The organism is Flexivirga alba, assembly GCF_042661025.1.
Classification (GTDB): domain Bacteria; phylum Actinomycetota; class Actinomycetes; order Actinomycetales; family Dermatophilaceae; genus Flexivirga; species Flexivirga alba.
Genome location: NZ_JBHSWH010000001.1, coordinates 322,699 through 343,203, shown reverse-complemented (window position 1 = coordinate 343,203; position 20,505 = coordinate 322,699). Strand labels below are relative to the sequence as shown.

At 67.1% G+C, this 20,505-nt stretch carries 21 protein-coding genes, 1 tRNA gene and 1 pseudogene; 11 read left to right on the top strand and 12 right to left on the bottom strand.

Going from position 1 to position 20,505, the window contains the following annotated elements; all coding sequences use genetic code 11:
* Positions 1-67: 67 nt before the first annotated feature.
* The 3 genes from ACFQDH_RS01650 to ACFQDH_RS01640 all read right to left on the bottom strand — a co-directional run bounded on the left by ACFQDH_RS01650 (position 68) and on the right by ACFQDH_RS01640 (position 4,662).
* Complete coding sequence (locus ACFQDH_RS01650; RefSeq protein WP_382397853.1) at positions 68-1,330, bottom strand: cytochrome P450; 1,263 nt, start codon at positions 1,328-1,330, stop codon at positions 68-70.
* Positions 1,331-1,468: 138 nt separating this feature from the next.
* On the bottom strand, positions 1,469-2,890 hold the full coding sequence (locus tag ACFQDH_RS01645) for a bifunctional phosphatase PAP2/diacylglycerol kinase family protein (protein ID WP_382397851.1): 1,422 nt from the start codon (positions 2,888-2,890) through the stop codon (positions 1,469-1,471).
* Complete coding sequence (locus ACFQDH_RS01640) at positions 2,851-4,662, bottom strand: GTP-binding protein (protein WP_382397849.1); 1,812 nt, start codon at positions 4,660-4,662, stop codon at positions 2,851-2,853. The genes ACFQDH_RS01645 and ACFQDH_RS01640 overlap by 40 nt, the downstream gene beginning before the upstream one ends.
* A gap of 198 nt (positions 4,663-4,860) precedes the next feature.
* On the opposite strand from ACFQDH_RS01640, the gene ACFQDH_RS01635 reads away from it, so the two are divergent.
* Together ACFQDH_RS01635 and ACFQDH_RS01630 are read left to right on the top strand one after the other, a co-directional pair.
* Complete coding sequence (locus tag ACFQDH_RS01635; protein ID WP_382397847.1) at positions 4,861-5,184, top strand: hypothetical protein; 324 nt, start codon at positions 4,861-4,863, stop codon at positions 5,182-5,184.
* A complete protein-coding gene (locus ACFQDH_RS01630) occupies positions 5,124-5,528 on the top strand; it encodes a Pr6Pr family membrane protein (RefSeq protein ID WP_382397845.1) in 405 nt (134 codons plus the stop codon). Before ACFQDH_RS01635 ends, ACFQDH_RS01630 begins: the two co-directional genes overlap by 61 nt.
* Before the next feature lie 233 nt (positions 5,529-5,761).
* Here the strand turns inward: ACFQDH_RS01630 and ACFQDH_RS01625 are convergent, their stop codons facing one another.
* From ACFQDH_RS01625 to ACFQDH_RS01615, 3 genes are all read right to left on the bottom strand, one after another.
* The gene (locus ACFQDH_RS01625) at positions 5,762-6,058 is read right to left on the bottom strand and encodes a hypothetical protein (RefSeq protein ID WP_382397843.1); all 297 of its coding nucleotides are present in this window, start codon (positions 6,056-6,058) and stop codon (positions 5,762-5,764) included.
* A gap of 54 nt (positions 6,059-6,112) precedes the next feature.
* A complete protein-coding gene (locus tag ACFQDH_RS01620) occupies positions 6,113-7,564 on the bottom strand; it encodes a glycosyltransferase family 39 protein (protein WP_382397841.1) in 1,452 nt (483 codons plus the stop codon).
* A gap of 133 nt (positions 7,565-7,697) precedes the next feature.
* Positions 7,698-8,150: a pyridoxamine 5'-phosphate oxidase family protein gene (locus ACFQDH_RS01615; protein ID WP_382397839.1), complete on the bottom strand. Its 453-nt coding sequence runs from the start codon at positions 8,148-8,150 to the stop codon at positions 7,698-7,700.
* A 90-nt stretch (positions 8,151-8,240) separates the two neighbouring features.
* On the opposite strand from ACFQDH_RS01615, the gene ACFQDH_RS01610 reads away from it, so the two are divergent.
* Positions 8,241-8,666, top strand: coding sequence for a VOC family protein (locus ACFQDH_RS01610; protein ID WP_382397837.1), 426 nt, complete (start codon positions 8,241-8,243; stop codon positions 8,664-8,666).
* Between the two features lie 74 nt (positions 8,667-8,740).
* Positions 8,741-8,971: a type II toxin-antitoxin system Phd/YefM family antitoxin gene (locus tag ACFQDH_RS01605; RefSeq protein WP_382397835.1), complete on the top strand. Its 231-nt coding sequence runs from the start codon at positions 8,741-8,743 to the stop codon at positions 8,969-8,971.
* A 15-nt stretch (positions 8,972-8,986) separates the two neighbouring features.
* Here ACFQDH_RS01605 and ACFQDH_RS01600 read toward each other — a convergent pair whose 3' ends face one another.
* Entirely contained in the window at positions 8,987-9,469 is a 483-nt protein-coding gene (locus tag ACFQDH_RS01600) for a hypothetical protein (RefSeq protein ID WP_382397833.1), read from the bottom strand.
* A gap of 122 nt (positions 9,470-9,591) precedes the next feature.
* Between ACFQDH_RS01600 and ACFQDH_RS01595 the strand changes: the two genes are divergently transcribed.
* Positions 9,592-10,209: a hypothetical protein gene (locus ACFQDH_RS01595; RefSeq protein WP_382397831.1), complete on the top strand. Its 618-nt coding sequence runs from the start codon at positions 9,592-9,594 to the stop codon at positions 10,207-10,209.
* A 55-nt stretch (positions 10,210-10,264) separates the two neighbouring features.
* Here ACFQDH_RS01595 and ACFQDH_RS01590 read toward each other — a convergent pair whose 3' ends face one another.
* Positions 10,265-10,744, bottom strand: a complete 480-nt coding sequence (locus tag ACFQDH_RS01590; protein WP_382397829.1) for an SRPBCC family protein — start codon at positions 10,742-10,744, stop codon at positions 10,265-10,267.
* Positions 10,745-10,782: 38 nt separating this feature from the next.
* A complete protein-coding gene (locus ACFQDH_RS01585; RefSeq protein WP_382397827.1) occupies positions 10,783-11,388 on the bottom strand; it encodes a TetR/AcrR family transcriptional regulator in 606 nt (201 codons plus the stop codon).
* A 50-nt stretch (positions 11,389-11,438) separates the two neighbouring features.
* Between ACFQDH_RS01585 and ACFQDH_RS01580 the strand changes: the two genes are divergently transcribed.
* From ACFQDH_RS01580 to ACFQDH_RS01570, 3 genes are read left to right on the top strand one after another with little or no spacing between them, the layout of a single operon-like run.
* Positions 11,439-12,086: a UbiX family flavin prenyltransferase gene (locus ACFQDH_RS01580; protein ID WP_382397825.1), complete on the top strand. Its 648-nt coding sequence runs from the start codon at positions 11,439-11,441 to the stop codon at positions 12,084-12,086.
* On the top strand, positions 12,083-13,588 hold the full coding sequence (locus tag ACFQDH_RS01575) for a UbiD family decarboxylase (protein WP_382397823.1): 1,506 nt from the start codon (positions 12,083-12,085) through the stop codon (positions 13,586-13,588). The genes ACFQDH_RS01580 and ACFQDH_RS01575 overlap by 4 nt, the downstream gene beginning before the upstream one ends.
* Complete coding sequence (locus ACFQDH_RS01570) at positions 13,585-14,436, top strand: SDR family oxidoreductase (protein ID WP_382397821.1); 852 nt, start codon at positions 13,585-13,587, stop codon at positions 14,434-14,436. The genes ACFQDH_RS01575 and ACFQDH_RS01570 overlap by 4 nt, the downstream gene beginning before the upstream one ends.
* Positions 14,437-14,440: 4 nt before the next feature.
* On the opposite strand, the gene ACFQDH_RS01565 is transcribed toward ACFQDH_RS01570, so the two are convergent.
* Both ACFQDH_RS01565 and ACFQDH_RS01560 read right to left on the bottom strand, forming a co-directional pair.
* Positions 14,441-15,118, bottom strand: a complete 678-nt coding sequence (locus ACFQDH_RS01565; protein WP_382397819.1) for a phosphotransferase — start codon at positions 15,116-15,118, stop codon at positions 14,441-14,443.
* Positions 15,119-15,189: 71 nt separating this feature from the next.
* A tRNA-Lys gene (locus ACFQDH_RS01560) sits at positions 15,190-15,265 on the bottom strand.
* A gap of 212 nt (positions 15,266-15,477) precedes the next feature.
* On the opposite strand from ACFQDH_RS01560, the gene ACFQDH_RS01555 reads away from it, so the two are divergent.
* The 3 genes and pseudogenes from ACFQDH_RS01555 (at position 15,478) to ACFQDH_RS01545 (ending at position 19,916) form a co-directional block, all read left to right on the top strand.
* Positions 15,478-16,617, top strand: a complete 1,140-nt coding sequence (locus ACFQDH_RS01555; RefSeq protein ID WP_382397817.1) for an alpha/beta hydrolase — start codon at positions 15,478-15,480, stop codon at positions 16,615-16,617.
* A gap of 51 nt (positions 16,618-16,668) precedes the next feature.
* Positions 16,669-19,220: pseudogene (locus ACFQDH_RS01550) on the top strand (DEAD/DEAH box helicase).
* Between the two features lie 45 nt (positions 19,221-19,265).
* Complete coding sequence (locus tag ACFQDH_RS01545) at positions 19,266-19,916, top strand: hypothetical protein (protein ID WP_382397815.1); 651 nt, start codon at positions 19,266-19,268, stop codon at positions 19,914-19,916.
* 147 nt (positions 19,917-20,063) lie between these two features.
* On the opposite strand, the gene ACFQDH_RS01540 is transcribed toward ACFQDH_RS01545, so the two are convergent.
* Positions 20,064-20,348: a hypothetical protein gene (locus tag ACFQDH_RS01540; protein WP_382397813.1), complete on the bottom strand. Its 285-nt coding sequence runs from the start codon at positions 20,346-20,348 to the stop codon at positions 20,064-20,066.
* Between the last annotated feature and the right edge of the window lie 157 nt (positions 20,349-20,505).

The window sequence follows — 20,505 nt, the reverse complement described above, 5'->3', positions numbered from 1 at the left end:
ATTACACGCCTGTTTTGGCCACTATCGCCTGTCCTCTCGGTATTTGGGTGTCCTCTCGGTGAGAGGGTCAAGGCGCGGTGACGGGGAGGTGCAGCGGCCCTCGGATCAGCGTGGTGCGCCGCATGGTGACCGGTCCGGCACGCCGTATGCCGGGCAGCCGAATCGCGAGCTGTTCCAACGCGATCGTCGCTTCGAGGCGTGCGAGGGGAGCGCCCAGGCAGTAGTGGATGCCGCTGGAGAACGCCAGGTGTTCGGTGCCGTGCGACCGGGTGATGTCGAAACGGTCCGGGTCGGGAAAGGCCGACGGGTCGCGTCCGGTTCCGCCGAGTAGCAACAGGATCCACTGATCCTTGCGGACTCGCGTGCCGGCGACCTCTTGGTCCTCGAACGCGACTCGCTCGGTTCGCTGCACCGGCGGATTCCAGCGCAGCGTCTCCTCGATCGCCTGTCCCGCGAGCTCCGGCTGCTCGGTCAGCAGGCGCCACTGTTCCGGGTGGTCCTGCAGAGCGAGCAGGGCGTTGCCCAGCAGGTTGACCGTCGTCTCGAAGCCGGCGACGAGCAGCAGGATGCACATCGACATGAGCTCCTCGGACCGCACCTGGTCGTCGCGCTCGGCGGCCAGCACGCTGGTCAGGTCATCGCGCGGATCGACCGCTCGCAAGCGGAGCAGCCGGTCGAACATCGTCCCCAGCGCCGTCGCCGCCTCCATCAGCTCCCGTGCGTGCCGCAGCGAATGTATGCCGTCCAGCGAGCCGCCGAGCGCGGCGCCGTACCTGGCGAATGCGGTGGTGTCGATGCCTGCGTCCTCATCGATCCCGAACATCCGGGTGATGACACCGATCGGCAGCGGCGCTGCGAACGACGACACGAAGTCGGTGGTCTCCCCGCCGTGCACTTCGTCGATGAGACCAGAGACGAGTTCTTCGATGCGAGAGCGGTATCCACGCACCATGCGAGGGCTGAAGGCTGGCGCGGCGACGCGTCGCAAGCGGCTGTGATCCGGTTCGTTGCGGTCCAGGAAAGACAGGTCGAACTGTTCGCTGGTGGTTGAAGGACCTTCGAGCGGGCGAACCCCGAACGCCCGGCTCGTCAGCACCGATCGCGCCACCGAGTGGTCCACCGTGGCGAGGTTGCCCAGCCGGGTCGGCACCAGCGGACCCTGCGGGCGCAGCTCGGCATACACCGCATAGGGGTTGTCGCGACCTTCGCCCATCCGCAGTCGCGCGAACGGATCGTGACGCACCTTGCCGTGATAGGCCGTCGACAGTTTCGAGCGATAGAGCTCCTGGCTGAACGCCACGGCCGCCCGCGCGTCCTGAACGATGCTCATGTCAACCATCCTGCGTCAGTTGTATGACGGATCGCAGGAAACGACGTCGCTCAGTAGGCGCCGTCGTGGCGGTAGACCGTCAGCGCCCGCCGGTCGACGTGCAGGTTCAACACGTCGGCTTCTTCGCCCAGCTCGCCGTCACGTGCGATCCGCACCGGACCGCCCTGCAGCACTTCGATCTTCAGCGACGGCGCGTGGATCTCGTGGTACCGCTTGTGGCGGCCCAGCTGGCCGGTGAGTAGGGACGCCAGGATCGTCAGCGTCGCGCCGAAGCCGGACGCGTCGAGCATGCGCAGGTCCAGCAGGCCGTCGTCCATGCGCTCGCGGAAACTCGGTGCGAAGCCGTGCGGTTGGTATTCGCCGTTGCCCAGGAAGGAGCAGGTCGACCTCGGCGGTGCGGTCGTCGACGCGGACGGTGATCGGCTTCGAGCGCAGCAGGGTGCGGACTCCGGCATACAGCGCGGCCAGTGGTTTGCCGACGCGCTTCTCGTTCCGCTCACGCACCGCGACGAAGTCGGTGTAGACGCCCACGCTGGCGGTGTTGAGGAAGACCTTGTCGTTGAGATAGGCCAGGTCGACCTTGGCGGCGGTGCCCTGCTTCACCGCGATGATCGCGGCGCGCAGCGGATAGGTCCACGCGTCTTTCGCGAAATGGTTGAACGTGCCGGCTGGGAACACCGCGAGCGGCAGGTCCGCGTCACGTGCGGCTTGCGCCGCCGTACGCACCGTGCCGTCACCGCCGGCGACGCCGAGAACCTCTGCGCGAGAAGCGGATTCGCGCATCACCCCTTCGACGTCAGCGTCCTCCTCGAGCTCGACGATCTCCACATCGGGCAGCTCTTCGCGCACCTTGTCCAGCACGCGCTTGCCCTCGCCGCTGTGCGAGGCCGGGTTCACGACCAGCACCAGGCCTGACCCGGTCGGCTTCGCCTCCAGCTGTATGGCGTCAGGGCGCTGTATGACGGACGGTGGTTCCGCCGGCGGCACGACACGTCCGCCCACCCCGGCGACCGCGGTCCCGAGCAGCCAGCCGACCGCGACGTCGGACGGGTAGTGCGCCCCCGTCGAGATCCGCGAGAAACCGACCAGCGCGGCCAGTGCGCGCAACGGCACCGACAGCGCCGGCATCTCCAGGCCGACCGCGGCGGCGAAGGCCGCTGCGCTCGCGGCGTGCCCGCTCGGGAAGCTGGACGACGTCGGCAGCCGCCGGGACAGGCGCGTGACTGGCACGGAGGCGATCGATGGCCGAGGACGCCGATTGGTCCGTTTGGCAACCTGATTCGCGATCAAGCTGGTCGCTGCGATCGACGCGACCCCGCGCAGCGCAGCACGCTTGGCCCGCCGGTCACGGCTCAACCCCAACGCGCCAGCGATGCCGAACCACAAAACCGAGTGGTCGGCAACGTCGGTCAGCCGAGGCGTCACCGTGTCGAGGATTGGACTCCGGGCGGTGGCGATGCCCTCGAAGATCGAGACGTCGAGGTTGTCGACGTCCTGCATGATGCGCTTGAGCCGGTCGATCACGAAACTGTCCTGTCGCGGTGCGAGTGGTGCCGCCATACTCGCGCACCACCCGCACCGCGCCCAGGAGGTGGGCAGATCAGCGCGGGTGTGCCTTGACGTAGGCCGCCCAGTCGCCCGGGTCGACACCCACCCGCGGTGACTTCGGCGCGGCACCGCGGACCGCGCGGTGATGGTCCAGCCGGCTCTCCCACACCCTCGCCGCTGGTCAGGTCCGGCAGCCGCTGCTGCACGAAGTCCGTTACCCGCGTTGGTATGACGCCCTCGATGCGCGCGTCACGGTCATCGATCTCGGTGCGGGTCACGTCGGCTTCGCACCGGGCGAGCTCGCCGAGCATCGTCGGGACCTGCTCGGGCAGCAGGTCCAGAGTGAAGGCCTCGACCGGCTCGCACACCGTCGTGCCGGCCTGTCGCAACGCACGCATCAGCACAGCTCTGGTGAGCAACCGGAAGTCGCCGGCTGTGCTGGACATCGACTTGTCGAAACTCCCGTGCGCGTGGGATTGGCGCGCCCAATAGCCCGAATGCGTCATCGTGACAACGCAATCGGTCACCGGCCAGCCGCTCAGCCCCTGCCGCAGGGTGTCGTCGACGGACGACCGCACGGCGGTGAAGAACGCCGGCGGCATCGAACCCGCCTCGACCTCCAGCTCAAAGCTGACGCCGCTATCCACCGGCGCGGGGTCGACTCGAAGGCCAATGGTCGCCAGGTACGGGTTCGGCGGGGTCGCGATGATCTCCTGCGCCGATGCACTTCCGGTGACGCGCTCGATGCACATCACCGACAACGGGCGGAAGGTTGCCGTCACTCCGAACTCGTCCGCCAGGCGGGTGGCGATGACCTGCCGCTGCACTTCGCCGTGCAATGACAGCCGAGCCTCTGCACGCTCGTCGTCCTGGCGCAGGTTGATCAGCGGGTCCTGATCGGCCAACGTCGCCAACGCGGCCAGCAGCTGACCTCGTTGCGCCGGATTCGATGCGTCGACAACGGTTTCCAGTGTCGAAGGCCGCAGCGTGCTGACCTGCCGGGCACCGTCGACACCGATCCGGTCACCGACTCGCGGGTGGTCCAGACCGGTGAGAACACCGATGCCACCCGGCGTGAGCTCCTGCGTGCGCTCGCCGGTCGGGTCGCTGATCGCAGTGACCCGCGATCGCGTACCGAGCCGGTCGCGCACGTGAATCGTGCCGTCATGCACGCGGATCCACGCTCGACCGTCGCGCTCGACGGAGAAGACGGTCGCGGAGACGGGAGCCGCGGGGTCCCCGGAAGCAGGATGCATGCTGCGGATCTCGTCGACCAGTTCTTCGATGCCGTCACCGTTGCGAGCCGACCCGCGCAGCACACGAGTGCCCGGAGCCGGTTTCAGGCGGTGCGCGATCTCATCCATCACCCGCTCAGGGTCGGCTCCTGCGCGATCGATCTTGTTGATGAACAACGCCGTTGGCACCTGCAGCCGTTGCAGTGCGCGCATCAGGATGCGGGTCTGCGGCTGCACGCCTTCGACGGCAGAGATGACCAGAATGACCGCGTCGAGGATCCCGAGCGCGCGCTCGACCTCTGCGATGAAGTCCGGGTGTCCAGGAGTGTCAACGAGATTCACGCACAGGTCACCCGTGGTGAACGTGGCGACCGCTGTCTTGATGGTGATGCCACGCCGACGCTCCAGCTCTAGGGTGTCGGTCGCCGAGGTGCCGCGATCGACGCTGCCGAGGCTGTCGATGGCGCCTGCGTCGAAGAGCAGGCGCTCGGTCAGAGTGGTCTTACCGGCGTCGACGTGAGCGAGTATTCCGAGATTGATTGTTTTCAAGGGTCCTGTCCTTGGCCGCGGAGGAATGAATCGGTGCGGTGCAGGAAGGACGGCGCATTTGCGAGCTCCTCGAATCTCGGACAGGACTCCTTCAGTGCAGCAGACGCGACGGACCCGTGCAACGGAATTAACCCTGGTTGCAGCCGGTTTCCGCGCGCTGCGTGCCAGCGCCCGCTCGAACCCCTACCGTGAGGCCCTATGACGGTCGAGCAGCAGGTGCGTGGTCCGGGGGTCTCGACTCCAGTGCGGGTGCACGCCGTGCTGCGACTGCTCATGGCGATGTTGATCACCTTCACGGTGGTCGTGCAACTGGTCGAAGTGCTGACCCGTGCGGAGCCCGGGAAGGCCGGAAACTTCTTCAGCTACTTCACGATTGAGTCCAACATCATCGTCGCTGTGGTGTTCGCGGTGGCGGCCGTCATACAGCTGCGGGGACAGGGGAGCCGCGCTGGCTCGACCGCGTGCGGGGTGCCGCAACGGTCTACATCTCGATCACCGGCGTCGTCTACGCCTTGCTGCTGAGCAACGTCGACGTCAACACGCCGCTGCCGTGGGCGAACGTCGTGCTGCACTACATCGTGCCGATCGTCACGGTGATCGACTGGCTGCTCGACCTGCCCGAGCGCACGATCGGAGTCCGGCCGGCCCTCCTCTGGCTCGCGTATCCGATTGCCTACCTTGCCTATTCGCTGATCCGAGGGCCGATCGCCGACTGGTATCCCTACCCGTTCCTCGATCCGCGCCCACACGGCTACGGCTACGTCGCCGTGATGAGCGTGTGCGTCGCGATTGCGGCCGCAGTCTTCGTCGCGCTGGTCGCCGGCGCGACCCGGCTGCCGGGCCGCATGCTCCGGTGGCGCGACTGAGTGATACGACTCGACAACGATCGGACGTTGGCTTGGCTGCGACGGCACTGCCTGGTCGGCCCGTTGGGTGAGTCAGTCGTCGATGTCGTACGTCGTGTCATCCTGTCGGTGCACACGGCCGGCCTCTCGTGGGAGAAGGTGCGCTTCCAGCGACAGGCGGGTTTCAGCCTGGCGGACTGGGATCCGTGCCGTGCGACGATGCGGGACCTGCTCGAGTCCGGTCCGAAGACGCGTCAGGAGATCGCCGACCACCTTGCCGGCATACCTGCGAGGCCTACGTCCGCACCGCAGACCTGGATTCGATCACGTCGGCCGAACCCACGGAGCAGGTCCGGCTGCTGCCCGGCTTCGACCCGTGGCTGCTCGGTCCCGGCACCGCGGACACGAGACTCCTTGTCGCGCAACGGCGTTCGGTCGGCACGCGAGGGGCCAATCTCGTCATACGGGGCGGCGTGGTGTCGGGTGTATGGCGCAAGGAGCGCGACGAAGTCACGGTGTCGTGGTTCGAGGAAGTGGGACCCGCGCCGCACGCCGACCTCGGCGGAGGTGCAACGCCTGGCAGCGCTCCAGGACGTTGCACTGACTCAGTCGTAGTGCCTGAGTTTCGGCCACAGCGCCTTCCATGACGCGGTCGGGCCGGTGCAGACGCCGATCGGCAGATCGTTCCAGTCGTTCTTGATCTGATAGGGCGGGTTGTAGACGCTGAGTCGGCGGCAGCTGGCGAAATAGGGCCGCAACTGGTCGGCCGCGTCGACATACAGAACCGTCGTGTCGGCAGCGTCGCCCGGGCCCCAGGTCCAGAAGGCGTTGTGTCCCGAGATCGCCGGCGGCAGATTGTGTTTCGCGCCATACATCCTGAGTGCGCCGGCCTCGGCGAATGCCCCGGTGAAGATCGACGTCGGCGGGTGCCCCGCCCGCGTGAGCGATTTGTCCTGAGCTGCCACGGCGTCCGCCAGCTGTGGCCAGCCGACGCCGTCCGCGATGCTCGTCGCATTGGTGGCCGTGTGCAATTGCGCAACCGGCAGCACCGGCAGCACCGATGGCAAGAGGACGACGGTGCCGACGACAGCAAGGGCGCCGAGTGCCAATCGCCGACGACGGGGCCGTCGAGCCCTGCTGATCCTCCGCTCGGCCGACACAGCGCCGGCGGCGAGTAGAACAGGCAGGACCCCGTCGACGTAATAGACCTTCCCGGGGACCCAGGCCAATACGTAGACCAGGATGATCGAGGCAGCGACGGCGAGGAATCGCAGCTGCGTCGAACGCCAGAGCGCGACGAGCCCCGCGATGCCCACCACCGTCCCGAGCAGCCCGGCATAGAGAAACTGCAGGGGCAATCCAGCCAGGTAGTCGGCGGTCGAGGTGTTCTCCGCGTGTAGCGCGGACGCCATGGTCAGCTGGGGCCAGCCGTTCGCGAACTGCCACACCAGGTTTGGGAGCCAGATCAGCAGCGCGATGACCCCGCCGAACCACGGCCACCGACTGGCCAGGACGCCGCGGTGCGCCGAGGTCAGCGCGATCCCGATGACCAGGGTGGCCAGCAGGGTGAGGATCAGGTATTCATCGTTGATGCCGATCCCGGCGGCGATGCCGGCGCCAAGCCACCACCGTGGCCGGCTTCGCAGCAGCGCAGTTGCGACGCAGAGCGTCACGACCGTCCACGCGAGCAGGTCGTATGGCGTGGTGTTCCCAATGTGCATGGCGCCCAGGAGGATTGGCGTGATCGCGACCGCGAGTGCCGCGATCACCCGGGCGCCCCGACGACCGCCGAAGAGTGCCGCCAACCGCGCGCTCAGGACAATGACGATGCCACCCGCCAGCGCCGGCAGGATCCGGATCGCTGTCGGGTTCACCCCGAAGAGGTCGGTGGTGCGGGTGAGGAGCACCGCGAGAGGGGGCTGGTCGACATACCCGAAGGCGAGGTGGTGGCTCGCCACGAGGAAGTAGAGCTCGTCCTGCTGGAACCCGTAGCGGCCGCTGACCGCCAGCTCGAGCACGACGTAGCCGGCCGCGATCACCCAGACGGCGACCGGCACGCGGTCACCGTGACCTCGCGCCGGGTCTGTCCCGGACTCGTCGCTCGCATGCCCCCGGCTGGCTGACACAAGCCAACCATCCCACCGCATGCGTCGGGTGTCAGCCGAGATGACCCTTGAGGTTGGGGTGCACTCAGATCTCGACTGTCGTGTCGAACGCGTGGGTGGAGTGTGGACTGCCGCCGCGGACGAGGACGAAGCGGCGTCGTATGGCCGCGGCATACGCAACGAGCGGTCCGGCCGGCTCGAGGTCCTCGGTGCTCAGCTGCTTGCCGTCGGGTAGGCGGGAATTCAAGGCGATGACTGCGCCCCCGACCGCCTGCTCAGCCACCGGAGCGGCAATCGCCTCGAAGTATGCCGCCTCGGCGGATCCGACCGGGACGCTCGAGTCGAAGACCGTGATCGCGATCGCCGGGTGAGCGGCGATGTTGCGCGAGTGGCGGCTCTGCGGTGACGAGACCCAGCAGAGCCGATCGTCGTCAAGCATCGCGAAGAACACCGGTGTGGTCCATGGATTGCCTTCTGTGTCAACGGTGCCGAGCACCAGGTAGCGGTTGTTCGCGAGCACCGAGACGGCGTTGTTCATGAGAACGACCTTTCCACTCCCAGCGTCGGGGGACCAGTGCCGATGCCGCAACGGACACGCCCTGTCCGGAAGCGCTTCTAGCGTCAGGACGTGCTCGCAGCCGTCGAGCACTCCGCCACAAAAGGAGACACCGTGCAGCTTGCCGCCACCCGCATCGTCACCGACGACGTCGACACTCTGGTCAATTTCTACGAGAAGGTGACGGGCATCGACGCGCACCGATTGCACCCGCTGTTCGCCGAATTGCGCACCAACGCAGGCACTTTGGCGATCTCCAGCAGCCAAACCGTTCCGCTGCTCGGCGAGAACGCCGCAGAGGCGAAAGCCAACCGCTCGGTCGTCCTCGACTTCCAGGTCGATGACGTCGACGCGACATATGCCGCGCTCCAGCCAGTGGTGGACACCTTCGTCAACGAGCCGACGCTGATGCCGTGGGGCAACAAGTCGCTGCTGTTCCGTGACCCCGACGGCAACCTGATCAACTTCTTCACACCGGTCGGAGTGCCGACCCCATGAGCGGGGCAGGTGGCAAAGACGGTTGGATCAAAAGAACCGGCCGCGTCCGCCACCATCGGTGTCACTATCGAGGGATGAAGACGGTCACTGCCGCTGAGGCAAAAGCCACGCTGGACTCGCTGCTGTCCGTCGTCGCGACTGGCGAGACCGTGACGATCACCAGTCATGGTCGGCCGGTCGCGGTGTTGACGAAGGCGGAGGCTCCGACTCGCAAATTCGGGCAATTCGCCGGGGTCATCTCCATTCCTGACGACTTCGACGCACCGATGGCGGACGAGGACCTCGCGCTCTGGGGAGAGAGGTAGTGATCGAGCAGGTGGCTACCGGATGTCGGCGGTGCACGTATTGAAGACCGAGTTGTTCTTCGGGTTGAAGGTGCCGTCGACCGGGAACCACCACTCGACGCTGGTGTATGCCGCGCGCCCGTGCTTGGTGCAGCTTCCGAGTCCGAAAGCCTTGATCTTCGCGGTGGTGGGACGGCAGTAGGCGAACGGCCCGTTGGCTGGCGGACGGCAGGCTGTGCCGGTCCCGGTGGCGACCTTCCCGCCCCATGACGACCAGTGCACGTTCTTGATGTAGCTGGTTGGATCCCCGCCGAAGTCAACGGTTTTCGGGCGAGCGGTCCCAAGTCCGTGCGTGAAGCTGTGCGCCGAGCCAAGAGTCGGTGCGGTGGCCGTCGCCAGGTGCGCGATGCCGGTCATGTCGTGAGCCGCCGCGAGAGCCGACGGCCCAGCCGCGCCGATCGCACCGAGCGCGCAGACGGTGGTCAGAGTGGTTGCGATGACATATCCCCGAGTGTTCATGCCTGAAGGACTCCCGAATGCGGCACTGGGTTGGCCATCGCAAGATCACAGATCGATATCGGACCGCCGACCGAAGCGCCCACTCTCATCATTCATACATGAACCTACGAAAACGTAACGCCATGAATTCTCTACCCCGCATCGTCGCCGTGCCCGCGCTGCTCAGCCTCGCCCTCGTGGCAGGTTGCAACAACGGGTCATCGTCGGCATCGTCAAATACCGCCTCCGGAGCGTCGTCGAACGCTGCCGCCACAAGCAATTCGGGCGCCGCATCGGCTGGCGCCACTTCGTCGGGAACTGCGACCAACGCAGCGGCGAAGTGTCCGACCTCCAACACCCGATCCTTCGCGAAGACCAGGTTCGTCACGGACATCGGCCTGACCGTCGGCACCTTCCACCGCTGGATCTGGAAGCCCTACAAGGCGGGCACGTTCCAGAAGGGCGCCCACGGCCGAATCAAGGCCATCATCAAGGGTGTCGGAGTTTCCGCCCTCGACCTGAAACTGATGAACAACGCCAAGAAGAACGTCGAGGCGAACCCAACCCTGTGCAAGGTGCTCGCCGCACCCATCGAGAACGCAGTCGGAGCACTCGGCGGGCTCAAGGGCAAGATCACCAGCGGCGACCTCACCTCACTGACCAGCCTGGAGGGCACCCTGTCGGGGATCATGCACACCGGCAACAAGAACGGCCTGGGCATCACCGAGAGCACCGACCAGAGCAAGGCGTCCCAGGGCTGACGCCGGCCTGTCACGCCAACGCCGGGTTGCACGTGCAGCCCGGCGTGAGCTTTGCCTACTTCCGCACTCCGGACAGCACCGTTTCCCTGATCCCCTGCAGCGTGACGCGCATCCCCTCGCGCATAACCGCGGTGAAGGGCTCCTGCCCGCCCAGATAGGTGTCGGTCAGGCTCTTCGACAGATCGGAGATGCCGTCGGGGGCATCACGGCGCTGGGTCAGGATCACCGTGTCGCGGTCGGTCTTCTCGAGCCGGAAGGACCAGACCACCCAGTTCTCCTCGATTCGAAAGGCCATCTCATTGCCCGGCTCGAAGGTCACGACCTGGCCGTGCGTCCTCCAGGTCAGTTCCCCGTGTCGGTTCGCATTGGTGAACCGAACCCCTAACGCGAGATCGCCTTTCAGGAGGGTGGATTCAACCTGCGGGCTCCACTCGGCGAGCCGTCGTACGTCCTTGATCACCTCCCAGACCTCTTCCGGGGACGCTTCGATCTCGACGCTGTCCTCGAGTGTGGGTACGGGGTGCGCGGCTGCCATCTCAGTTTCCGTTCTGATCTGTCGAAAAGGCTTGAGTGTCAACGTCGTTCGATGAGGTCGCGAACGAGTTGGATGGACAGGTGCGGCGCATCGGCGGCCTCCGGATGAAGTCGGCGACGGACCGCCCAGCGGTCAAGTGTCCGCAGGGTGCCCAGGGTGAGCTCGACGAGGAGGTCGTCGGGCAGGTCGTCACGGACGGCGCCGACGCGACGGCCGTGCCGGACCGCTCGGCGGAGCCACTGCTCGACCTGCTCGCGCAGCTCTGCCAGCGACCCGTCGTCGTCGCTTGCCGGAGCATGGAACATCTCACCCAGGTACCCGGTCTCCGGGTGGCTCCGTGCCGTTTTCCCGAATGCCTCGACCAACTCCGCCATCGTGACCCAGAACTCGGCGCCGGAAACCTTCTCGATGTCCGGCACCCGAACCCCGTCGACCAGTCGCGCAGCCAGGGTGTGCACCACGTGATCGTGCAGCCGGCGCTTGTTGGCGAAGTAGTGGTAGAAGGAGCTTTTTCCCCAGCCCGCCTCGGTGATGACGTTGTTCAGGGAGGTCCCGGCATACCCCGCGGACGCGAAATCCCGGGCAGCGGTGCGGAGCAAGTCGTCCTCGCGTGAGCGATCAAGGGGCTGAGCTGGTCTGGCCATGGTGCTAGTCTAACCATTCGTGGACCGATCGGTACACGAATGGAGGAGTTGTGGAAGAAGTAAGGCCACCCGGGCGCCGCAGGCTCGTTGTCGGGATCAGCGGCGCAACCGGGATCGCGTATGGCGTGCAGGTGTTGCGCTTCGCACGCGCGGCGGATGTCGAAACGCACCTGGTGGTCACGTCCGCCGCCCAGCAGACGCGGGAGTACGAGACGGACCTGTCCGCCCGCGACCTACGGGCGATGGCCGACGTCACCTACAAGCCGTCCGATGTCGGAGCCGCCATCGCATCGGGCTCGTTCCGGGCCGACGGCATGATCGTGGCTCCGTGCTCAGTGCGCACGCTGTCCGCGATCGCGCACGGTCTGGGTGACAACGCCCTCACCCGAGCAGCCGACGTCACCTTGAAGGAACGACGGCGACTGGTCCTGCTGGTGCGCGAGACGCCGCTGACGCTGGCCCATCTGCGAGCCATGGCTGCCGTCTCCGAGATGGGCGGCGTGGTCATGCCACCCGTGCCGGCCTTCTATCTGCGCCCGCGAAGCGTGGAAGACATCGTCCGCCATACCGCCGCCCGCGCCCTCGACCTGCTCGACATCGACGTGCCGGGCACACCCCGCTGGGGCGACGACGCCGACGCCGCCGTTCCGACCCCACTGACAGCACTATCCAACTCAACCCGAAGGGCACACCGTTGAAGCACATCAAGAGTCTCCGCGAGTTCATCGACGAACTGAACGCCGTCGGCGAGATCCAGCAGATCGACACCGAAGTGGACTGGAATCTCGAGATCGGCGCCATCATTCGTCGCTCGTATGACGTACAGGCACCGGCGCCACTTTTCACCAACATCACCGATTATCAGGACACCGACTTCCGAGTCTTGGGTGCGCCCGGAGCGCTCAGCGGTCCGACCCACCGCTTCGCGCGGCTCGCCCTCGCGGTCGGCCTCCCGGCCGATGCGACCGGCCAGCAGATCGTGCAGACGTTGGCCGACGCCCGCGCGCGGCCCGGGATCCCGCCGGTCGAGATCCCCGCTGCCGAGGCACCCTGCAAGCAGAACATCGTGACCGGCGACGACATCGATCTGGAGGCCTTCCCCACCCCGTTCCTGCACGGCAATGACGGCGGCCGATACCTGCAGACCTACGGCATGAACATCGTGACGACGCCCGACGGGAAATGGACGAACTGGTCGATCAACCGGATGATGATCGCGGGCAAGGACACACTGGCCTGCCTGATCCCTGACCCGCAGCACCTCGGCATCGTCCGTTCCCAGTGGACCGAGATCGGTGAGCCGATGCCGATCGCGCTGGCGATCGGGGTCGAGCCCGGGCTGCCGCTCGTCGGCGGTATGCCGATCCCGGAAGGCGCCGACGAGAGCCACTATCTCGGCGCACTTTTCGGCGAAGGAATCGAGGTCGTCCGCGCCGAAACCGTCGATCTGCTCGTGCCCGCGACAGCGGAGATCGTGGTCGAGGGACACATCAGCATCGACGAAACGGTCACGGAAGGCCCGTTCAACGAGTTTCCCGGCTACAACGCGACGGATGCCTCCGCGAAGCAACTCTTCACGGTCTCGGCCATCACCTACCGCGATGCGGCGATCCTGCCCGCCGTCGCAGCCGGACCGCCCGTCGAGGAGGACCACACCATCATCGGCACCACCAGCGCCGCGGAGATCCTGCACCTCCTCCGGCAGGCCGGGCTGCCGGTGTCGTCGGCCTGGTACAACTTCGAGGCGGCCCTGCACTGGCTCTCAGTGGCCGTCCGGCAGGACTGGCACGAGACGACCGAGCTCGGCTCGCACGAACTGGTCCAGCAGATTGCCGAGGTCATTTTCGCCGGCAAGCCAGGCGTCAACGCCCCGAAGATCCTGGTCGTCGAGGACGACATCGACATCACCGACCTGGACCAGGTCGTATGGGCGTTCGCGACGCGATCCCACCCCGAAGTCGACCGCGGCGAGTTCCACTTCCCGACCTCGCCGAGCGACCAGCTCGCCGTCTACCTGTCGCCGGAGGAGCAGCACACCTTCCGGGCCGGCAAGGTGATCTACAACTGCCTGCTCGCCGACCTCTTCCCGGCAGGCCGGCGGCCCATCAAGGGCAGCTTCGAGAACGGCTGGCCACCCGAAATTCAGGAGAAGGTTCTGGCCGACTGGCACCGCTACGGCTTCCGGAAGGTGTCGGCATGAGGGTCCTGGTCGCCGGTTCCACCGGCTATTTGGGAAGTCACATCGTCAAAGAACTGAAGGCCCGCGGGCATTACGTGCGGGCACTCGTCCGCGACCCGGCTCGGTTGGAACCGATCCGCGCAGCCGTCGACGAAATGTTCACCGCGGACGCCACCGACCGAGAGGCGCTCGCGGGTTGCTGCGATGGCGTCGACGTCGTCGTCAGCGCCGTGGGGCTGGTCGGGAAAGCGGGTAAACAGACCTGCTGGGACGTGGACTTCGGGGCAAACCGGAACCTCCTGGAGGAAGCCGGGCGGGCCGGAGTCGGCAAGTTCGTTTACATCTCGGTGGTGCGCGCACCCGCCCTCGAGAAGCTGCAGCTCGTCCGCGCGAAGCGCGCGTTCGAAGAAGAGCTTCGCAACTCTCGTATGGCGCACACGATCTTGCTGCCGAACGGCTACTTCTCCGACTTCGACGAATACCTCGACATGGCCCGTAAGGGCCGGGTATACGTCTTCGGCGACGGCAGCTTGCGGATCAATCCCATCGCCGGTGCCGATGTCGCTGCGGCAACAGTCGATGCCCTCACCCTTGACGCCGACGAGATCGAGTTGGGTGGCCCTGAGGTCCTCACGCACGAGCAGATCGCACGGGATGCGTTCGACGCGTTGAACGTGCCGCCGCGCATCACGCACATCCCGGTATGGATCGTCACGTTCGGTCTGGTGCTCATGCGCCTGTTGACCCCACTGCGCATGCACGGTGTCATCGAGTTTCCGATGACAGTCCTCACCCACGATGTGATCTCGCCGCCGGTCGGTGAACGGCGGCTCGCCGACCACTATCGACAGGAAGCAAAAGCGAACTGAGCGATCAGGATTCGGGGTCGCGACCGGTCTCGCGGGCGACCAGCCGACGCATTCGCGCGACCTCTTCGGGTTGCATGTTGCGATCCTGGATGCGGTGCGCGAATACGGCGTGCAACTGCTCGCGGGCAGATGCACGGTCGGCCGCGGCGATGAAGGCTGCTGCAAATGCGCGCTGCGCGGCAACGAGCACCCGACTGCTCTCGACCGGTCGCGCGCACGCCAGCAGCAGCCAGGTGTCGGCGACGTCTGCGGCAGCCGTGCCTCCCGCAGCGTTCGTCCAGTCGATGACCACCGGGCCGGACGGAGCGAGGATCACGTTGTCCGGGTGCAGGTCCAGGTGCATCAGATCGGTGCCCGGTCCGAGCGGTTGCCAGAGTCCCGGCGGTGCGGTGATGGCACCGAGCCGGGCGTGCAACTCGGCGAGCTGCCGCGCGTACCGCCGTAGCCGCCACGGCGCTCGCTGCAGCGCGTCGAGCATGGAGCTGCCCTCGATGCGTTCCAGCACCAAGTCGGGACCGTCCGCGTCATACACCGCGGGCACGGGATAGCCCGCCCGCGCCACGTGCTGCATGATTTCCGCCTCTTTGGCGGTGTCCAGTCCTGGGATGCGGTAGCGGCGGAGCACTCGACCCGGACCGGCGTCGAAGACATCAGCGGCCCGGCCGCTCGCGATGAGTTCCACGGAGAGATTCTCTCAACGGGCGCGTCGTCTCGCTCCGCATTTTCGGAGCGCGCGACCGATGGTGATGGTGATGGTGGGCCCTGCGGGGCTCGAACCCGCAACCTACGGATTAAAAGTCCGCAGCTCTACCAATTGAGCTAAAGGCCCTGGTACTTGCGCCCGTAAGAGTAGTCAAAGCCGCTGCGCAGCGTCACATCGACCCGTGGACACTCAGTTGGCGACAGTCGCGAATATCCGGTGCGACGGCTGTGCGCGGCAGGGCACAATGGGGCGCGGTGGCTGGTTCATCGGGGGCCGCGCCAGGGGACTGCAGCATCGGGGGATGACGTATGGCGCCGAACGGCGTGGGGACCGTGATCGTGACATGGGTGTTGGCCGCGTCGGCATTCGCAGCGGTGCTCGTGTGCTGGCCGCGTCTCGCCCGTTGCGGCTTGCGCGCGGTGCTCGGCCGGGCGGCCACCCAGGCCACCGCGATGGTGCTGGTGCTGATCGCCGTGGCGGCAACTCTGAACTCCGAAAACGGTTGGTATGCCGACTGGTCCGACCTGCGCAGCTCGCTCGTCGGCGCTGACTCTCAGCACGGCGGTCCCATGACGTATGGCGCGGACCCGGTCCAGCCGGCGCTGTCGCCGAAGGCGATCGTCGCTGACTCGCAGGCGCAGCACCGGTTCCGGCGCCACCGGTCGCACTGGGAGGCGGGCCTGCGGCATCGGCATCGCGATCACGGCGAATACACCAGCGTCACGTTGCCCGGCCCGACCGGGCGGGACGTCACGATGGAAGTGTGGCTGCCGGCGGCATACAACGACCCGGCGCAGCGGAACCGGACCTTTCCGGTGATCGAGGCCTTCCACGGCGTGCCGGGCACGCCCGACGACTTCCATCGCCCTGTGCACCTCGGCGCCATGATCAGCAGACTGGTCGAACGCCACCAGCTGGCAGCCGCCATCGTGATTGCCCCGACCTACTTGCCACACGGCGTCGACACCGAATGCGTAGACGCCCCAGGCATGCCCATGCTGACCTGGCTGACCCGCGACGTGCCCCGGTGGGTCGTGCAGCATCTACGGGCGCGGCCCGATCGTGGGTCGTGGACCACCCTCGGCTTCAGCGCGGGCGGCTACTGCGCGGCGTTGTCGGCGATGCACCGCCCGCAGCAATTCGGATCGATGATCGTGCTGGGCGGCTACTTCCGACCGATCTTCGGGCGGTGGCACCCGTTCGGTGGCCGGGTGCCCGCGTGCTACGACCTGATGCGACGGGAGAAGTCGAACCCACCGCCGGTCGCAGCCTGGGTACAGGTGGCGCTGCAAGATCCGGTGTCCGGCCGTCCGAGCGAGCGCTTCGCGCAGCAGGCCAGGGCACCGATGTCGGTGACCACTGTCGTATGGCGGCGCGTCGGCCACCGGATGAGTGTGTGGATCCAGGCGATGCCGCTCGCGCTTCAGTGGTTGGGCGCCACCCGGGCCGGCTTCCGGCCATCGGCAACGGGGGAGTGATCCTCGCCGGTGGTCCGGGGCCGCCGACTCACCTGGGACACTGGCCGCACCATGAATCTCTACGACCGCCTGCCCGAAACCGATGACCCGGACGAGACATATGCGCGATTCGTGGCCTGGGCGGGGAGCGCAACCTCACGCTCTACCCACACCAGGAGGAGGCGATCATCGAGGTCCTTGCCGGCGCGAACGTCATCCTCGCGACACCCACCGGGTCGGGGAAGTCCCTGGTCGCGACGGCCGCGGAGTTCGCAGCGCTCGCCGGCGACCGGGTCAGCTTCTACACCGCACCGATCAAGGCCCTGGTGTCGGAGAAGTTCTTCGCGCTGTGCGAGACGTTCGGCGCCGACAACGTGGGCATGCTGACCGGCGACGCCTCCGTCAATGCCGACGCCCCGATCATCTGCTGCACCGCGGAGGTGCTGGCCAACATCGCCCTGCGCGAGGGACGCACCGCCGACGTCGGCATGGTGATCATGGACGAATTTCACTTCTACTCCGAGCCGGAGCGCGGCTGGGCGTGGCAGGTACCGCTGCTCGAGCTGCCACAGGCCCAATTCCTGCTGATGTCAGCGACATTGGGCGACGTGACGATCTTCGAGGAGGAGCTGACCAAGCGCACCGGCCGCCCGACCGCCACCGTCGCGCAGGCCGAACGCCCCGTGCCGCTCAGCTTCCGCTGGGCGATGACGCCACTGCACGAGACGATCGAGGAGCTGCTCTACGCCAAGGAAGCGCCGGCGTATGTCGTGCACTTCACCCAGGCCGCCGCTCTCGAGCAGGCCCAGGCGTTGATGAGCATCAACATGCTCAGCAAGACCGACAAGGAACGCATCGCCGAGGTCATCGCGAACTTCCGTTTCTCCGCCGGTTTCGGCAAGACCCTGAATCGGTTGGTGCGCCACGGGATCGGCGTCCATCACGCCGGGATGCTGCCCAAATACCGGCGCCTGGTCGAGACCCTCGCGCAGGACGGGCTGCTGAAGGTGATCTGCGGCACCGACACGCTCGGCGTCGGCATCAACGTGCCGATCCGGACCGTCATCTTCACCGGGCTGACCAAGTTCGACGGCACCCGGCAGCGCCTCCTCAAGGCGCGGGAGTTCCACCAGATCGCGGGCCGCGCCGGACGGGCCGGCTTCGACACCAGCGGCACCGTCGTCGTCCAAGCACCGGAGTACCAGATCGAGAACGCCCGCGCGCTCGCGAAGGCGGGCGACGACCCCAAGAAGCTGCGGAAGGTGCAGCGCAAGAAGCCGGCCGAGGGGTTCGTCAACTACACGGAGGATACCTTCGAGCGGTTGATGCAGGCCGACCCCGAGCCGCTGCAGTCGCGCATGCGGATCACTCACTCGATGCTGCTCAATCTCATTGCGCGAGAAGGCGATCCGTATGCCGCGGTGCGTGACCTGGTCCGCGACAACCACGAAGACCCACGCCGCCGCAGGCGACTGGCGCGCCGGGCGATCACCCTCACCCGCGAGCTCCTGACAGCAGGAGTCGTCGAACGCCTGCCGGAGCCGCTGCCCAACGGCCGCGGGCTGCAGCTGATCACCGACCTGCAGGACGGCTTCGCTCTCAACCAGCCGCTGTCGCCCTTCGCGCTCGCGGCGTTGGACGTGCTGCCCGATGCCGACGACCCGGCCACCGACCAGCTGGCCCACGCCCTGGACGTGGTCTCGGTCATCGAGTCGATCCTGGAGGACCCGCGCCCGATCCTGATGGCGCAGAGGCGCAAGGCGCGTGGCGAAGCCGTCGCGCAGATGAAGGCCGACGGCATCGAGTATGACGAGCGCATGGAGCTGCTGGAGGACATCACCTGGGCACAGCCGCTCGCCGAGTTGCTGGACGCAGCGTTCGAGACCTACCGCACCGCGCAGCCGTGGGTCGGCGAGCAGGCGCTGTCGCCGAAGTCCGTGGTTCGTGAGATGTACGAAAACGCCTGGAGCTTCGGCGATCTCGTGCGCTACTACGAGATCGCTCGCTCGGAGGGCATCGTGCTGCGCTACCTCAGCGATGCCTACCGGACCCTGCGGCAGACGGTGCCCGACAGCGCCAAGACCGACGAGCTCTCCGACCTGATCGAGTGGCTCGGCGAAGTGATCCGGCAGACCGACTCCAGCCTGCTGGACGAGTGGGAGGAGCTGGTCAACCCCGCGCTGCACGAAGAACGCGAAGCGGCGCTGGTCCACCAGCCGCGGTCGATCACCACGGGCAAGGCGTTCCCGATCCAGATCCGCCGCGGGATGTTCCACCGGCTCGAGCTGGCCGCCCGCCGGGACGTGGCCGCGCTGGCCGCGCTGGAGCGTTCCGTCGCTGCGTCGACCGAGCCCGCCACGGAGATCGTGATGGACGAATCCGCCTGGCACGACGACCTTTCGACTTACTTCGACGAGCACGACGAGATGCTGACGGATGCGGACGCGCGTGGCCCGGCATACCTTCGCATTGAGCGGGGCAAGGAGAAGTGGGAGATTCGCCAGGTGGTCCACGACCCGGCCGGCGACGGCGACTGGGGCATCGACGCCGAGGTCAATCTCGCGGCCAGCGATGAAGCCGGCCAGGCGGTCATCGTGGTCCTCGGTCTCAACCGGCTGGATTGACGCCGATCGCCTACCGTGGATGGGCAACGACAGAGGGAGCCAGGTATGACGGACGACGGCGGCAGCCAGCCGCGACAACCGAGGCGGCCGAAGATGTTCGCCCCCGGAGAGCTCGACGCGCAGGCATCCGGCGGGGTCGATCCCGCCGAGGTGTCGGAGATCGCCCACGAGACGGCGGCCGTGCTGGTCGGGACCGGTCGCGCGACCGACGATCCTGAGCTGACTCGCCGGCTGGTGAGCCTGGTCGACGAGCTCGGTATGGCGACCGTCGCCGAGTTGTGGGCCGGACGCCCGGCGGTCAGTCTGCCGGGTGCGTTGTGGCGGCTCTACGCCATACACGAGTCGGTGCGTCGTGATGCGGCGGGCGCGGCGGCCGACTACGAGACTGGCCGGCTGCGCGCCGGCGTCCAGCACGCCATCGCCGGTGCCGCGGAGCCGCCGTCACCGGAGGCGTTGCGTGCGCTGGTGGACGCCATACTCACTGGTGTTTTCGATGGAGATCTCGCGGTCGCGCTGGAGCGCGCTGCGGCGTTCTGCCGGATCATCTCGATCGGCCGCGCCTACCGGGCCGACACCCACGACGGGCTTGACGAGGACGCCGCCGCAGCCGCCACTCGGAGCGCTGCGGCGCTGCTGGACACGGCACAGGACCTGGAGCGAGCGGCCGCGGCGTGGCGGGCCGATTCGCTGACCTGAGAGTTGGTGCGCCGGACCGGGAGCGCCTCACGGCGCATGGCCGCTCGGAGCGGCTATTTTTGGGACCCGGGGCTGCCGCGGTCCGACGCACCATGAAGCCTAACGGCGCCGGCGGCGAGGTTGTTCCAGCCCAGCGGGACGGATTTGTCAGCGGTGGTCGGTGGCGCCGAGCATGACCTTGCCCTTGCCGCTGCATTCTGCGCGATGACCGCGGGCGTCCTCGCGGGCCTTGTCCCGCGAGCGCCGGGCCCGGCCGGTCCAGTCACAGCTCTTGCAGTAGCCGAACGCGAAACTGCCGTCTTCCCTTGTGAGCTCGTCATCGAGCGGGACCAGCGGTGTGGTGCTGCGGTGACCGTGGGAGTCGGCGACCTTGAGGGTGTTGCCCTTACGGCCCCGGAACCGCGGCCGGCGGTTGTCCTTGTCTTTCACCACCAGTAAATGATGCAGGAACGCCGAGCGAACTGCACGCGTGGGGCAGGTGAACGCCAGCCCTTGGTTCGCTCATCGACCGAGAGGAGTATCGAACGACCGAGGGGAGTACGGATCTAGGTCGAATCCGTACTCCCCTCGGTCAGGGGGTGCTCCTCTC

What these genes read in the sequence shown, in the direction of transcription:
- ACFQDH_RS01650 (WP_382397853.1), bottom strand. Translation starts at nt 1,330, where the DNA reads ATGAGCATCGTTCAGGACGCGCGGGCGGCCGTGGCGTTCAGCCAGGAG.
- ACFQDH_RS01645 (WP_382397851.1), bottom strand. Translation starts at nt 2,890, where the DNA reads ATGGCGGCACCACTCGCACCGCGACAGGACAGTTTCGTGATCGACCGG.
- ACFQDH_RS01635 (WP_382397847.1), top strand. Translation starts at nt 4,861, where the DNA reads ATGACGGTCGAGCAGCAGGTGCGTGGTCCGGGGGTCTCGACTCCAGTG.
- ACFQDH_RS01615 (WP_382397839.1), bottom strand. Translation starts at nt 8,150, where the DNA reads ATGAACAACGCCGTCTCGGTGCTCGCGAACAACCGCTACCTGGTGCTC.
- ACFQDH_RS01605 (WP_382397835.1), top strand. Translation starts at nt 8,741, where the DNA reads ATGAAGACGGTCACTGCCGCTGAGGCAAAAGCCACGCTGGACTCGCTG.
- ACFQDH_RS01600 (WP_382397833.1), bottom strand. Translation starts at nt 9,469, where the DNA reads ATGAACACTCGGGGATATGTCATCGCAACCACTCTGACCACCGTCTGC.
- ACFQDH_RS01595 (WP_382397831.1), top strand. Translation starts at nt 9,592, where the DNA reads ATGAATTCTCTACCCCGCATCGTCGCCGTGCCCGCGCTGCTCAGCCTC.
- ACFQDH_RS01590 (WP_382397829.1), bottom strand. Translation starts at nt 10,744, where the DNA reads ATGGCAGCCGCGCACCCCGTACCCACACTCGAGGACAGCGTCGAGATC.
- ACFQDH_RS01585 (WP_382397827.1), bottom strand. Translation starts at nt 11,388, where the DNA reads ATGGCCAGACCAGCTCAGCCCCTTGATCGCTCACGCGAGGACGACTTG.
- ACFQDH_RS01570 (WP_382397821.1), top strand. Translation starts at nt 13,585, where the DNA reads ATGAGGGTCCTGGTCGCCGGTTCCACCGGCTATTTGGGAAGTCACATC.
- ACFQDH_RS01545 (WP_382397815.1), top strand. Translation starts at nt 19,266, where the DNA reads ATGACGGACGACGGCGGCAGCCAGCCGCGACAACCGAGGCGGCCGAAG.